This window comes from Pseudomonas sp. A-B-19 (assembly GCF_019947515.1).
Classification (GTDB): domain Bacteria; phylum Pseudomonadota; class Gammaproteobacteria; order Pseudomonadales; family Pseudomonadaceae; genus Aquipseudomonas.
Genome location: NZ_JAGYGN010000010.1, coordinates 133,154 through 147,404 on the forward strand (window position 1 = coordinate 133,154; position 14,251 = coordinate 147,404).

Annotated in this window: 17 protein-coding genes; all 17 read left to right on the forward strand. The window is 61.2% G+C overall.

What is annotated here, in order from left to right; genetic code table 11:
- Window positions 1-33 precede the first annotated feature (33 nt).
- The gene (locus KGA81_RS13925; RefSeq protein WP_223546723.1) at window positions 34-261 is read left to right on the forward strand and encodes a transcriptional regulator; all 228 of its coding nucleotides are present in this window, start codon (window positions 34-36) and stop codon (window positions 259-261) included.
- Window positions 262-399: 138 nt separating this feature from the next.
- Window positions 400-888 carry a phage regulatory CII family protein gene (locus KGA81_RS13930; RefSeq protein WP_223546724.1) on the forward strand — a complete coding sequence of 163 codons (489 nt, stop codon included), beginning with the start codon at window positions 400-402 and terminating at the stop codon, window positions 886-888.
- The gene (locus KGA81_RS13935; protein ID WP_223546725.1) at window positions 881-1,087 is read left to right on the forward strand and encodes a TraR/DksA family transcriptional regulator; all 207 of its coding nucleotides are present in this window, start codon (window positions 881-883) and stop codon (window positions 1,085-1,087) included. The genes KGA81_RS13930 and KGA81_RS13935 overlap by 8 nt, the downstream gene beginning before the upstream one ends.
- A complete protein-coding gene (locus KGA81_RS13940) occupies window positions 1,084-3,780 on the forward strand; it encodes a DUF5906 domain-containing protein (RefSeq protein ID WP_223546726.1) in 2,697 nt (898 codons plus the stop codon). The genes KGA81_RS13935 and KGA81_RS13940 overlap by 4 nt, the downstream gene beginning before the upstream one ends.
- A gap of 328 nt (window positions 3,781-4,108) precedes the next feature.
- Window positions 4,109-4,591, forward strand: a complete 483-nt coding sequence (locus KGA81_RS13945; RefSeq protein WP_223546727.1) for a hypothetical protein — start codon at window positions 4,109-4,111, stop codon at window positions 4,589-4,591.
- Window positions 4,592-4,825: 234 nt separating this feature from the next.
- Complete coding sequence (locus KGA81_RS13950) at window positions 4,826-5,173, forward strand: phage holin family protein (protein WP_090453432.1); 348 nt, start codon at window positions 4,826-4,828, stop codon at window positions 5,171-5,173.
- 148 nt (window positions 5,174-5,321) lie between these two features.
- The gene (locus KGA81_RS13955; RefSeq protein WP_223546728.1) at window positions 5,322-5,924 is read left to right on the forward strand and encodes a terminase small subunit; all 603 of its coding nucleotides are present in this window, start codon (window positions 5,322-5,324) and stop codon (window positions 5,922-5,924) included.
- Between the two features lie 3 nt (window positions 5,925-5,927).
- Window positions 5,928-7,949 carry a phage terminase large subunit family protein gene (locus KGA81_RS13960; RefSeq protein ID WP_223546729.1) on the forward strand — a complete coding sequence of 674 codons (2,022 nt, stop codon included), beginning with the start codon at window positions 5,928-5,930 and terminating at the stop codon, window positions 7,947-7,949.
- A gap of 1 nt (window position 7,950) precedes the next feature.
- Window positions 7,951-8,157, forward strand: a complete 207-nt coding sequence (locus KGA81_RS13965) for a phage head-tail joining protein (protein ID WP_008048905.1) — start codon at window positions 7,951-7,953, stop codon at window positions 8,155-8,157.
- Window positions 8,157-9,635 (forward strand): phage portal protein, encoded by a 1,479-nt coding sequence (locus tag KGA81_RS13970; RefSeq protein WP_223546730.1) that lies wholly within the window; start codon window positions 8,157-8,159, stop codon window positions 9,633-9,635. Before KGA81_RS13965 ends, KGA81_RS13970 begins: the two co-directional genes overlap by 1 nt.
- Window positions 9,632-10,786 carry a head maturation protease, ClpP-related gene (locus KGA81_RS13975; protein WP_223546731.1) on the forward strand — a complete coding sequence of 385 codons (1,155 nt, stop codon included), beginning with the start codon at window positions 9,632-9,634 and terminating at the stop codon, window positions 10,784-10,786. Before KGA81_RS13970 ends, KGA81_RS13975 begins: the two co-directional genes overlap by 4 nt.
- Window positions 10,783-11,127, forward strand: a complete 345-nt coding sequence (locus KGA81_RS13980; RefSeq protein WP_223546732.1) for a head decoration protein — start codon at window positions 10,783-10,785, stop codon at window positions 11,125-11,127. Before KGA81_RS13975 ends, KGA81_RS13980 begins: the two co-directional genes overlap by 4 nt.
- Window positions 11,128-11,189: 62 nt before the next feature.
- Window positions 11,190-12,185, forward strand: coding sequence for a major capsid protein (locus KGA81_RS13985; protein WP_223546733.1), 996 nt, complete (start codon window positions 11,190-11,192; stop codon window positions 12,183-12,185).
- A 2-nt stretch (window positions 12,186-12,187) separates the two neighbouring features.
- Window positions 12,188-12,508 (forward strand): hypothetical protein, encoded by a 321-nt coding sequence (locus tag KGA81_RS13990; RefSeq protein WP_223546734.1) that lies wholly within the window; start codon window positions 12,188-12,190, stop codon window positions 12,506-12,508.
- Window positions 12,505-13,158, forward strand: a complete 654-nt coding sequence (locus tag KGA81_RS13995; protein ID WP_223546735.1) for a hypothetical protein — start codon at window positions 12,505-12,507, stop codon at window positions 13,156-13,158. Before KGA81_RS13990 ends, KGA81_RS13995 begins: the two co-directional genes overlap by 4 nt.
- A 4-nt stretch (window positions 13,159-13,162) precedes the next feature.
- Window positions 13,163-13,681, forward strand: a complete 519-nt coding sequence (locus KGA81_RS14000; RefSeq protein WP_223546736.1) for a hypothetical protein — start codon at window positions 13,163-13,165, stop codon at window positions 13,679-13,681.
- Entirely contained in the window at window positions 13,678-14,235 is a 558-nt protein-coding gene (locus tag KGA81_RS14005) for a phage baseplate assembly protein V (RefSeq protein WP_223546737.1), read from the forward strand. The genes KGA81_RS14000 and KGA81_RS14005 overlap by 4 nt, the downstream gene beginning before the upstream one ends.
- Window positions 14,236-14,251 lie beyond the last annotated feature (16 nt).

The following is a 14,251-nucleotide window of genomic DNA, read 5'->3' on the forward strand; positions in this document are numbered from 1 at the left end:
ATTGCTAATCTCTGCGTTCAGAAGGAGGTGCATATGACCTTGCACGAGTATTTGAAGAGTCTTGATAAAGCCGCGCTGGATGCATTCGCGGGCCGTTGCGGTACGTCAGTCGGCCAATTGAAGCAGGTCGCTTACGGCAACCGTCGGGCTGGCGCTGCTTTGGCGGTCGCTATCGAGCGAGAGTCGGCAGGTTCAGTCACTTGCGAGCAACTCCGTGCAGACATTGACTGGGCTTACCTTCGCGGTTCCAAAGCTGCTTAAAGGGTGCCGGGTTGGGGCCTCTCACCAAAGATCCCCCAACCCAGCTACGACGACACACAGCAAATGTACATCGGTCGTGGTCGTAGGATAGGGATTACCCCGTCTTATGGCTACACCGTAAACGGGGGATTTACGGTTATGAGTCGCACAGATCTATTGCCGGACGCAGGTCCGGTCCTTCCTTTGCGCCAGGCGATTTATCGCGCTGGTCGTGACTACAAGGGCGGAATCACCGCCCTTGCGTTTGACATGGTGTTGGACAACGACACCCTGCAGAAGAAGCTCAAGCTCGATGAGGAGCGCCGCTGGCTGAACCCTGATGAGCTTGAAGAGTTGATCAGACTCACTGGCGATTCGCGCTTGCTCGATGCGCTGATGCGTCCAGCAGGTGCTGTCTGGTATCGCCCGGTACCAGTACCAGCAACGCGGGATGCCCTGAAGGCCGTCGGTAAGTTGCTCGGTGAAACCGGTGAATTCGTGGCCGCGATGCACGATGGTGCTGCCGACAATGTCTGGGAGTTTCACGAAGTCCTCGATCTTGAAAAGCAGGGTATGGACGTGATCCGCGAAGTCCTCGGCATCATGGCGGGTGCTCGTCAGGCGATGGAGGATCGTGTCCATGGCTGACGAAATCGATCGCGCCAACGACCAGGCACAATACCTGCTCGATGTTGCCCTTCAGCGCAGTCGCCTTGCGCCATCAAACCGCGTCAGCGCCCAGTTTTGCGCGGATTGTGACGAACCCATCCCGTTACGCCGACAACAGTCGATTGCGGGTTGCCAAACCTGTGTTGACTGTCAGGGGTTGCGGGAGGCTCGGCGATGACTGAACCGGCCAAAGGAATAGCCATCGCCAATTGGGCAAAACGTTACATCAACACTTTTGATCTCGCCCTGGTATCCATTGAACCTGGTGAGAAGGCCCCGAAGGGTCTGGGGTGGAACAAGCCGGGCGGCTACTTTACCGATGCCGCCACGGCTGAAGCATTCTGGCAACGAAACCCTAATCACAACCTCGGCGTCGTACTTGGGCCGAGTCGTGTCTGTTCGCTGGATGTCGACGACGTTCGGTGGACGCGGCATGTGTTGTATGAGCTGCTGGGTGTCGATCTGGATGCCATGGCGTTGGTGTACCCGACCATCGTGGGGAACCCTGCGCGCTTCCGGGTGCTGTTCAAGCTGCCGGAAGGTATTGAGCTGACCCGGCATTCTCTCTCATGGCCGAATGAAAAAGACCCTGACGGTTCGATTCACAAAGGCCTGATGGACAATGCCAAGGCTGCGAAAGAGCAGGGCGATGGCGTCGGGGAAGCTGCGGCGCGCACGGAGGCCGAAGAGTACAAGCGCTTCACGGTGTTCGAACTGCGTGCTGGCCTGGTACAGGACGTGTTCCCGCCTTCGATTCATCCGGGTACCGGCAAGCCTTACACCTGGCGGACGCCGCCCAACGCCACGGACGGTTTGCCGACGCTGACTGTCGACCTGCTGGCTATCTGGCAAAACTGGGACATCTTCAAGCGTGACGCAGAGGCAGCGTGTCCGTGGGCGATCAAGGCAACCGCGCCGCCGGCGAAGGTCAATAAGCGTTCAGCGCCGGCTGCGGGTAAGCAGCCGTCGGTGATCGATGAGTTCAACCGCTGCCACGACATCGAGGAGCTGCTGCGTACCCACGGTTACATCAAGCGGGGCAGCAAGTGGCTTTACCCGCAGAGCAGCACTGGGCTGCCCGGCGTGACGATCAGTGAGGGCAAGGTCTATTCGCACCACGGTGCCGATCCGCTCGCGAACGGGCATCAGAATGACGCCTTCGAGGTGTTCTGTTTACTCGAGCACGGCGGCGACCAGTCGAAGGCGGTGAAGGATGCCGCGCGTATGTTGGGTATGCAGCGTTCATCTCGGCCTGATCCGCGGGATCTTCCCCCGTCCCCATCCGATGAGATGAGCGAGCCGAGCTGTGCGAACGACGACATCAGCGAGGCCGCTCCAGCTCCTGACGGGGGCGCGGGGGAGTCGCTGACGCTTGACCAGTTGTTGCGGCGTTTTGCGCTGGTCGAGGGCACCACGCAAGTGTGGGACTGCGATCAGTCGCGGGTGATGAAGAAGGCCGCATTTGAAGCTCGGGTGGGCAAGCCACTTGCGAAGGCGTGGCTGGATGACATGGGCAAACGGTTGATTGCGGATGATCACGTCCGCGACATCGAGCAAACGCGGCGCATGGCGGGCAAGAAGGGCGGTGCGTTCGGCATGCCACCGACTGACCGATACGTGTACATCGACGGCACCAAGGACGTCTGGGATCGGGAGAAGAAGCGGCGTATTGCCGAGGGCGCGGTGAAGATGGCGCTGGGCGACACTTATCCGCTGTGGCTGAACAGCAGTGAGCGGCGCACTGTGGATGTCGAACATATAGTGTTTGATCCGACCATGAGCAAGGATCCTGCGGTGTACATCAATACCTTTGATGGCCTACCGCTCGAACCGGTCAGGGATGACGAAGCCTGCGCCAATCTGCGTTGGCTGATTTCGTTTTTGTGCAACCACGATGAAGCGGCGCACCAATGGTTGACCCGCTGGCTGGCGTACCCGTTGCAACACCTGGGCGCCAAGATGGACACCGCCGTGCTGATGCACTCGATCATGGAGGGCTCAGGCAAAAGCCTGCTGTTCGCGGATGCACTGGGTATGTTGTACGGCCAGTACGCGGCCACGGTCGGTCAGACGCAGCTGGAGAGCAACTTCAACGCCTGGCAAAGCCGAAAATTGTGGTCGGTGTTTGAAGAGGTAGTGAGTCGCGATCAGCGATATAACCAAGTGGGCAAGATCAAGCACCTGATCACCGGCAAGACGGTGCGGATGGAATCGAAGTTCATCAACGGTTGGGAGGAAGCCAACCATATGAACGCGGTGTTCCTGAGCAACGAAATTTTGCCGTGGCCGATCAGCGACAGTGACCGGCGGATGTTGGTGATGTGGCCTATGGAAACCTTGCCGGTCGAGCGGCAAAAGGCAATTGGGTGGGAGCTGGAACAGGGTGGCGTCGCGGCGCTGTACGGTTGGTTGTTGTCGGTCGATCTGGGCGACTTCAACCAGCGGACGCGACCGCCATCGACGGACGCACGTGAGCGCCTGGTGGCCTTGAGTCGGGCTGGATGGCAGACGTTCTTGCATCTGTGGAGGTACAGCGAGTTGGGTCAGGGGCTTTGGGGGCCGTGTTTGTCGACTGACCTCTATTCGCTGTTCCTCGAATGGTGCCAGCGCAACAAAGAGCATGTGATGAGTCAGACGAAGTTCTCGCTGTTCATCAGTTCTGAGGTCGATAAAACCCGCGCCATTCCCTGGACTGACGGTAACAACCGGCGCTTTGGCGCGTTCTTCTTTCCCGTCGATCCGGACGCTTCCCCACCCCCATCACTGAAGGCGGCCGAGCTGGGCAAGCAGGTCGAACACTGGCGGGCCAAAGCGAAGTTGGCAGGCTGGCATGTGGACAGTTGGGACCACATCAAGGCGGCTGCCGCATGACTACAGCTAAAAGTGTGTCGGGTGTGTCGGGTATGTGTTGGGTTGATTTCGGATACCTCACACAGATTGGAGCCTTCTATTTCGGCAGTTTGCGGGCTTTGTGTTGGGTGTGTTGGGTTTCGCTACGCATGCGCGCATGCGTGACGTTAGATGTTCGGTTTCTGATGGCTGATTATTTTCTTCATGCGAGAACGGAAATACTCAACAAACCCAACACACTAAACACAACTCGATTAAAGCTATTGATTTTAAAGGGTTTTGTTTGTGTTGGGTTTGTGTCGGGGTGGGTGCTTTTTGTGTCGGGTTCGGTTTTCGGGGGAGTAGGGCGATGATCGAGGCAATGGAAGTACTACTGAAGCACTGGGGCGAGCAACTTCGGCTCAATGGCGAAAGCGGCGGCATGGGCAGCCCAATGGCAACGATCATAGAGTGGGGTGGCTGCGCACCACGCGGCACGCCCGGGTCCCGAGTCATCCTCGGCGCTGGAGCAGGGCCTGATGCAGTTGCACAGGAGATCGCCGCTGCTCTATCGGAGATTGGGCGTCAGGGTGAGCAGGGTGATCGGCTTATGCGGTTGGCGGGCCTGCGTTACGGCGATGATCCGGCGCCGACCTGGCTGATGCAGTTACATCTGCTGGGGATGGAGTCGAGAGCGAAACAGACTTACTACGACCAGGTGCACCGTCTGCATGAACGGTTGCTGGAAGTGCTGGCCGAGCGCGCTGACGCCCGTAAGTGGCTTACCGCTGGTCGGGGTGTTTTGCCTCAAAGTCTCCTCAAAGTTGCGTCAAAGTTGCGTCGAGTCGGATAACCGAAAATGACCTCTTTTCGGTTCCGTACTCAGGGGGTAAAAAGTCCCCACGATATGGAATTTGCGCCTTGGCGCTGACCTCGCACGTGCTGTGCAGCTTCACCCGGCCCTCCCTGCGCCGGTCACCTAACCCCGCTTCGGCGGGGTTTTTCATTCTTGCTGCCGGCCCTGGCTTGGGCCGCCAGCTACGCCCGAGACATAGGTTTATTTCTTCCATTGCCGAGGAGGCAACGAATGTCGACTGAACAGGAGATGCAGCAGTCGCTGGCCAATCTTCCAACCTGGCTACTGATTCTGGTGGCGCTCGCCGGTTTAACAGGGGAGATGTGGCGCGCTGATGCGGCAGGGATGGCGGTGCCGGTGTTGATCAAGCGGGTGCTATTGCGCTTCGGTGCTTCGGCGGTATTTGGTCTGGCAACGGTGTTGCTCGCCACGGCGCTGGGTTGCAGTCTGATGACCGCTGCAGCGATTGGGAGTGTGGTGGCTTGTCTCGGTGCCGATGTGGCCAGCGGGTTGTACGCTCGGTGGTTGGCGAAACGGGCTGGGATCTGCGAGGTCCCTCCGAGCGGTGGCGGGCAGTGATGAAATCACCGGGGACCCTGGGGTTATTCGACGGGTACGGGGTCGCAAACCCGCGGGAAAGTGTTAGCAGCAGGGTTGCCAGCTTACTGAAATTCAATCCATTGAAATTGAAAGGTTTGCATTGAAAAGCCGTTGAAAAGGAGGGCTTATGACAGAACCAATGTACCTGTCAAAGAGCGCCTTCGCGGCTCGGATCGGCAGGGCACCCAGTTACATCACCTGGTTGAAAAACAACAACCGTCTGGTACTCAGCGCCGATGGTAGACAGGTCGATGTCACAGCCAGCGAAGCGTTGATTCGCGACACCGCTGACCCGAGCAAGGCCGCTGTTGCTGATCGGCATCACCAGGATCGGCTGCAGCGTGACGTGTACAGCCAGCTGTCCAGCCAGGTCGAACCGACTTCAATGGCTGCGCCGCCGCCAGCGATTACCCCTGCCGGGCAATTGCCGGACTTCCAGAAAGCGCGTGCCCTGCGCGAACACAACCTGGCACAGCTCGCCGAGATCGAGTTGCACAAGGCCAAAGGCTCGCTGGTGTTCGCCACGGCGGTCCAGACCGGCGCTTACAACGCTGGCCGCATGTTGCGCGATCAATTGCTGGGCATGCCGCCGCAGCTGGCGCCCGAACTGGCCTCCATGACCGACCCATGGGAAATCGAAAAACACCTGACGGCGGCGATCCGTCGCTCGTTGGAGGATGCCGAGCGCATGTCCTCAGCGGATCTTGAACACGCACTGACTACGAGTTGACCTATGCCCACGGATATTCCTGACGGTGCAGAGGTGTACCGCGAGGCGTATTTCCGTGGGCTGCGACCCGACCCGGATGTCTGGATCGATCAGTGGGCCGATGAGTACATGCGGATCCCGCGTGACACCGGCGCCGCGGAGCCCGGCCAGTACCGGACCTCGCGTACACCGTATGCCCGCGAGCCCATGCGTTGCCTGTCGCCGGCTCACCCCTGCAAGCGCGTGATCACCATGGTCGCGTCGCAGCTGATGAAAACCCAGATCGGTCTGAACTGGATCGGTGGCCTGATGCACATGGCGCCGTCGAACATCCTGGCGCTGCTGCCCAGCCTGGGCCTGGCCAAGCGGGTGTCGTCGCGGATCGGCAAAACCATCAAGGCGACACCTGTATTGCGCGAGCGTGTCGCGGCCAACCGCTCCCGCGACTCGCGCAATACCATGGACACCAAGGAGTTCGAGGGTGGGACGTTGTACGTCACCACCGCCGGCTCGGCGGCCAACCTGTCGGAGTTGTCGGCGCGCTACGTGTACGGCGACGAGATCGACCGCTGGGAGGTGGACATCGGCGAGGAGGGCGACCCTATAGAGCTGGCGGAAACCCGGGGCAGTACCTTCGGCCGCAACGCCAAGTTCTACTTTTCCAGCTCGCCCACGATCAAGGGCGCCTCGCGGATTTCCGACCTGTTCGACGGCAGTGACCAGCGTCACTACTACGTGCCGTGTCCGAGCTGTGGTCACATGCAAACCCTGGAATGGGAGCGCCTGCACTACTCGAAGGATTTCAGCGTGGTGCATTACCAGTGCGCCGGTCCTGATTGCGACGTGCTGATCGAGGAATTCCACAAGGGCGAAATGCTCGCCAACGGCGAGTGGCGTGGCCATGCCGAAGGCGACGGCGAGACGGTAGGCTTCCACCTCAACGCGCTGTATTCGCCCCTCGGTTGGATGGACTGGAAGTCGCTGGCCAAGCAGTTTGAAAAGGCGAAAAAGGCCCAGGCCAAAGGCGATCTGGAACCCATGCAGGTGTTCTACAACACCCGTCTGGCCAAAGTGTGGGACAGCGCGCAGGAGCAAACCAAGGCCGACACCTTGCGCAAACGGGCACGGTTGGAGCTCTTCGGACTGGGGTCGATGCCGGCGGCGGTGCTGATGATCACCGGTGCCGTCGACGTTCAGGCCAACCGCCTGGAGTTCATGGCCATGGGCTGGGGCGTCGGCATGGAGCGCTGGGTCATCGACTACCAGATCGTCTCAGGCGACCCCGCCGATGAGCGCACCTGGGCCGCACTGGACGAATTGCTCAAGGCCAAGTACCGCCATCCGTGCGGTGTCGGTCTCGGCATTCTCGCCGTGGCGGTCGACTCCGGTGGCCACCACACTGACGAGGTGTACCAGTTCTGCCGCGTGCGCCGCTGGCGCAACGTGTTCGCCATCAAGGGGGCCAGCAAACCCGGAAAACCGGTCATTGCTCAGCGCCCGTCCATGGTTGACGTGACCTGGAAAGGCCAGACCGAACGCAACGGCGCCGAACTGTGGTTCGTCGGTACCGATACGGCAAAAGACTGGATCTACAACCGCTATCCATTCGAAGCCGGCCCGGGTGCACTGCACTTCGCCAATGACCTGCCCGACGATTTCTTCGATCAGTGCGTCGCGGAGCGTAAGGTGGCGCGCTACATCCGGGGTCACAAGCGTATCGAATGGGTCAAGGGCAAAGCTGAGCGCAACGAAGCCCTCGACCTGATGGTGTACTGCCTGGCCATGGCGCATTACCTGGGCCTCAATCGCTACAAGGAACACGACTGGGAGCGGGTGCGTCAGTCTCTGGCGCAGTCAGGCTTGTTCGACGACGCGCTGGGTATCAAGCCCGTGCAAGGCGAGCGCCTCAGCAACACCGAGCAGGCTACCCCCGCTGCCGTACCACAACCGGCTCCACAACCCGCAGCTCCCGTCGTGCCATCACGACCCGCAGCACCGCCACCTCAACGCCGCAGTTCCAGCAGCGGTTACCTGAAGAGACGCTGATATGTCATTTACCCAGAAGCACCTCGACGCGGTTGAGGCGGCCATCGCGCGCGGTGAAAAAACCGTGCGCTACACCGACCGCACTGTGGAATACCGCTCTGTCGACGAGCTACTCAAAGCCCGCGACGAGATCCGCACCTCACTGGTGAACTCGGCCGGACCGCGCTCTCGCGTCGTTCGGCTTTGCCACGGAGGCAAGGGACTCTAATGGCCCGCTATCCGACGCTCACCCGTAACGGATTCGTGTTGCCGTCGAACATCAAGGCCAGTTACGAAGGCGCCGGCGAAGGCCGCCGATCCACTGGCTGGGATGCACCCGACAACGGGATCAACAGCATCAACACCCCGGCGCTGCGCAATTTGCGCTCACGGTCGCGGGCAGCGGTTCGCAATGACCCGTATGCCTACAACGTGATCGACAAGCGCGTCAGCAACCTGATCGGTACCGGCATCACACCGCGACCGAAAACCGACAACGAAGCCCTGCGCAAATTGCTGCAGGAACTCTGGGACGACTGGGCTGATGAATCGGACGCCGACGAGCGCACTGACTTCAATGGCCAGCAGGCGCTGGTGGCCCGCACGGTGGAAACCTCGGGCGAGTGTTTTGTGCGGTTGCGTCCGCGCGGTCTGGACGAAGGCCTCGCGGTGCCGTTGCAACTGCAAATCCTGGCCCCAGAGTTCGTGCCGCACGACAAGTTCGAGGCCACCCGCGACGGCAACTTCATCCGGGCCGGCATCGAGTTCACCCCCGGTGGTAAGCGTGTGGCGTACTGGATGTACCTGGCGCATCCGCGCGATGCCTCGTTGCTGAATGCCGGCTACAACCAGCTGGTGCGGGTACCGGCCGCGCAGGTGCTGCACATCTTCGAACCGGTCGAGCCGGGCCAGTTGCGTGGCGTACCACGTTTGTCGCCGGTGTTGAAGCGCCTGCGCAGTCTCGACAACTACGACGACGCGGTGCTGTTCCGGCAGGAAGTGGCCAACCTGTTTGCCGGCTTTATCAGCCGGCCAGCGCCGGACTCCGGCCCCGTGCCGAGGGATCCGGTTACCGGCCAACCGCTGAGCCTGGACCGCGACGGCTTCACGCCGATGGTCGCCCTGGAGCCCGGCACCATGCAGGAGTTGGGACCCGGTGAAGAGGTCGAGTTTTCCAAGCCACCGGATGCGGGCAACAACTATCCCGACTTCATGCGGCAGCAGCTGATGGCGGCTGCAGCAGGGACCGGGACGCCATACGAAATCCTCACTGGCGACATGCGCGAGGTCAACGACCGGGCGCTGCGGGTGGTACTCAACGAGTTTCGGCGCCGTCTGGAACAACTGCAGTTCAGCGTGTACGTGCACCAGTTGTGTCGCCCGGTCCGGGCGGCCTGGATGGACATGGCGGTGCTGTCAGGTGTCTTGCAGCTGGACGATTACGCCCAGCGACGTCGCGAGTACCTGCGCACCCGTTGGGTACCGCAAGGCTGGGCCTACATCCAGCCGGTGCAGGACGTACAGGCCCGTCGAATGGAAGTCCAGGCCGGCTTCGCCTCACGCAGTGAAATGGTCCTGCGCACCGGTTATGACGCTGAAACGGTCGACGCCGAAAACGCCGCCGATCTGGCCCGGGCCACCACCCTTGGCCTCAATTACACCACTCTTGAAACGTTCGTCCCCGTCGAGGACAAGGAGCAACCATGAGCAAGAAAACGCGACCTCGCGTTTACAACCGGGCGGGCAAGCGTGTGTCGGTGCAGGACAAGACCTGGTACACGCTGCAGGCCAGCGGCGAAGCCGCTGAGCGGGTTATCGAAGTGTTTGTCTATGGCGAGATCGGTACCTGGGGCATTACCGCCAATCAGTTTGTGCAGGACCTGCGTGTCTTGGACGATGGCGTCTCACCGGTGATTGCCGCGTTCAATAGCATTGGCGGCGATTTGTTCGATGGGCTGGCAATGCACAACGCATTGTCGCGTCTGGGCGAGCGCTGTACCGGACGTATTGACGCGTTGGCGGCCAGTGCGGCCAGCGTGGCCGTGTGCGGCGCGCACCGCGTCGTGATCGCCTCCAATGCCATGCTAATGATCCATAACCCTTACACCTACGTCAGTGGCGATGCGGAGGACTTCCGCCGAGTCGCTGATGTGTTGGATCAGACTCTGGAAGCGATTATCGCGGCGTACAAGGCCAAGGCCCCCGACATCGACGAAGTCGAGCTACGGCGGCTGGTAGCCAATGAAACCTGGTTGACCGCCGGTGAGGCGGTGGCACTGGGGCTGGCCGATGAAGTCGGTGATGGGGTTACGGTTAAAGCTTGCCTGGGGCAGGGGGCCGTGTTGCAGCGCTACCAACATGCACCGGCCGAATTGCTCGCCCAGCTCGACGAGCCGTCCGAGCCGGATCCCGAGTTAGAGCCCGACGATCCACCCCAGACACCACCCGTGGTCGACTCGACCAAGCTGGCCCTGATGATCACCCAGCGATGCGCCGAGGCGGGCATCAGCAACCTGGTCGAGCCGCTGCTCAGCTCTACCCGACTTGAAAGCGAAGAGATCGTCCAGGCCGGCCTGACGCGGGCCAAGGCCGTGAACGACCTGTGTGTGGCTGCGCGCTTGCCCGAGTTCAGCGTCGAGTATGTCGCGGCGGGACTGGACGTTGCGGCGGTTCGAGCGCGCCTGTTCGACAAGATCGTCAGCAGCGGCAAGGGCTTCGAAATCGACAACAGCTTGCCGCTGAACAATGACCCGGCACCGCCGGTGCAGGCCAAACAACCTGATCCCACTTCGATCTGGGCCGCTCGACAAGCCGCTCAATCTGGAACTGCGCATGGCGCGAAAGGAGCAAGAGCATGACCATCAAAAAAGAACCGATCCACGCCGGTGAGTTCCTGTTGTCCGAAGGGGCCGGGAACATCTCGCGGGAAGCGATCAACGTTGCCGCCGGTCCCGCCCTGGACCCGGGCCAGATCCTCGGCCTGGTAACGGCCACCGGTGAGTTCGCACCGTACGTTCCGGCCGCAGAAGACGGCAGCGAGACCGCCGTCGCCATTCTCTTCGGTCCATTGGGCGAGTCGGATGTGGTGCGCCGGGGGCGTGCAGTGGTGCGGTTGGCGGAAGTCAGCGAAGCGCATCTGACCGGGTTGGATCTGGACGCTGAAAAGGCGCTGGCCACTCATTTTCTGATCGTTCGCTAAGTCGATCACCCAACTTCATGCACCCCGCTTAGCGCGGGGTTTTTCATTTCTGGAGAGTACCCATGGCCGAGATCGCCATTTTTGACGACGAAGCGTTTACCGTTACCGCGCTGACCGCCGCACTCAACGACCAACCCTACCTGCCGGGCCGCATCAGTGCCCTGGGCCTGTTCCGTGAGGAAGGCATCACCACCCTGACCGTACAGATCGAAAAGGACGGCGACACCCTGGCGCTGGTGCCAGCTGGGGAGCGGGGTGGTTCTGGTCTGGTGGTTGCGGCCAGCAAACGCAACCTGATCCCGTTCAACACTGTGCACCTGCCGGAGCGCTTCACCATCAAGGCCGACGAGATCCAGGGCATTCGTGCCTTCGGTACTCGCACCGAGCTCCAGGCGGTGCAGGACGTGGTCAATGCCCGCCTGGCCAAAGCGCGCCGTCAGCTGGATGCGACGCATGAATTCCAGCGCATGGGTGCGCTCAACGGCCTGATTCTCGATGCCGATGGTTCGACGGTGCTGTTGGACCTCTATGATCGTTTCGGTGTGTCGCGTCAAACCTTGCCCATGGGCTTGGCGGATCAGAACACCGAGCTGCGGGTTAAGTGCGGCGAAGCGTTGGACATGCAGGAGGACGCGCTCGGCAGTGTGACCAGCACCAGTTCCCGTGCCTTCTGCGGCAAAAACTTCTGGAACAAGCTGATCGTTCATAAGTCGGTCAAGGAAACCTACCTCAACAGTCAGCAGGCGGCTGCGTTGCGTGGTGATGCCCGGGAAAGTTTCGAGTTCGGCGGCATTATCTGGGAGCGCTACCGTGGCAAGGTGGCCGGCGTGTCGTTTGTTCACGACGACAAGGCGCTGCTGGTCCCTGAAGGTGTTCCGGATCTGTACATCTCGGTGTTTGCGCCGGCGGACTACATGGAAACGGTCAACACCCAAGGCATTCCTTACTACAGCATGATCGAGCCACTGCCCTTCAACAAAGGCATGGCCGGTGAAGCCCAGTCCAACCCGTTGCACCTGTGCACGCGACCACGGGCGCAGATCCTTCTGGAGCTCTGACCATGGCCTTTCGTGACCTGGTCGCCGAGGTCGACGCGGTGGTGTTCGAAACGTTGGGCGACAGCGCACGGATCGAAGGCCGGGACGAGCCGGTCCTCGGCATGTTCGCGGCGCCTTGGCTGCAGCCGAAGTTCGGCAAGCTCAACACCGGGTTGCGCGAGCCTCGCTTTGAGATTCGGGTCAGCGATTCCCACGGCCTGGAGCCGGGCCTATTGGTCAGTATCGATCTACCTGCCCTGGACGGCGGTGGCGATTACGACCTGCTGCAGCTGGAGCCCAGCGGTGACGGTTTGGTCGCTTTGATCCTGAGGATGCGTGCATGAGCGTCGGTAGCTATTACAAGTCCTCGGCCAGCGGTGGGATGGTCACCATCCAGTCGTCGTCGGCGGATCTGCAAGCGTTCCAGGACTTCGCCAAGGTGGTGCCCAAGGCGGCCGCAGCCGCGCATCGTCGCGCGATCAATAAGACGCTGGGCTGGTTGCGCACTCACATCGCCCGGGCGGTCAGTCGGCAGGAGCGCATCGCCGTCGCGGCGGTGCGTCAACGGTTGCGCAGCTACCCGGTCACCGGCGGGGCCATGAGCGGCAAGCTGTGGTTTGGCTTGAACGCCATCGAGTCCAGCCGGATCGGCCGCGCGCGGCAGACTGGCAGCGGCGTGTCGGTGGCCGGGCGGCGTTACCAGGGTGCGTTCCTCAAACAGGTCTACGGCAACAAGCCCGATATCTGGATCCGCACGGCGAGCAAGCATTTCGATGCGGACGACTATCCCGACAGTACGGTGTCCTCAGGGCACGGGCCGAGTTCGGGTTGGGTCGCTGAAAACGGCAGCCGGTTTCCACTGGCCAAGGCCAAGGTGTCCTTGGAACAGGCGCGACCCCACTTCGACAGCTGGGTGCGTAAGGCGGACGAGCGTTTGCTGCAGATCCTGCAGCAGGAACTTAATTTCGAGCTGCAAAAGTACCTGAGGAGTTAGTGCCGTGTCGGAAGAGCCTTTTAGCCTGGATCAGCTTTACCGGGCCATTGAGCAACAACTGCTGGCGGAGTTGCCGGGTGTGTGTGCGGTGACGGCCTGGCCGAATATTAAAGATCGTGTGGCGCTGCCAGCGGTGTTTCTGGAGATGGCCGAGATTGAACCGGGCGTCGATATCGGCACCGGTGAAACGACCTTGGTGTGCAGGTTCGAGGCACGTATCGTCGTCGATCCGATCAAGCCGCACCATCATCAGCAGGCCGTGCAACTGGCCACCCAGCTCGCGGTGGTTCTGCGGGCGCAGACCTGGGGGCTGGCGGTTGAACCGGCGGTGTTCATTCAGGCCGGGCAGGATTGGACCCGGCCGGAGCTGGATGGCTACACCGTCTGGTTGGTGGAGTGGCATCAGCAGATTTACCTCGGCGCACAACAATGGCCATGGCCGGATGAGCAACCGGGCTCGCTGTGGTTCGGCTTCAACAACGACAGCAAAGAGCAGTTCTTTCCAGCGGATGACGTGCCATGAGCTACGCCCTTGCCGAGCATGACCGCATGATTGCCGCCATGCTGATGCCTTGCGTGGTGGTCGGTGTGGATTTGGCGGCCGCCACTGTTCGGGTGCAGGCCGGTGATTGGGTCAGCGCGTGGGTGCGCTGGCACAGCCTGGCGGCCGGCAAGGCCCGTCACTGGCGGGCGCCGAGCTTGAACGAACAGGGGGTGCTGTTCAATCCCAGCGGCCAGGCTGGCATGGGCACCTTTATCCCAGGGCTCTACGGGGATGCTGGTGGCCAGCCAGATAACCGCGATCACGTCGAAGTCTGGCGTTTCGAGGATGGCGGTTCGCTGGTGTACGACTGGCAGGCCAAGAGCTACGCCATCACGTTGCCAACAGGAACGGTGGCCATCAAGGTCGGCGGTACCGAAGCCATGGTCACCGACAGCGCCGTCAACGTGACGAGCGGGAACATCAACCTGGAAGGGGCGGTGACCATCGACGGTCCGTTACACGTCACGCAGGACATCACCAGTGCCGGTTCGATTCTCGACGTCGGCGGCAACAGCAACCACCACACGCATTAATTTCAATCCACGACAG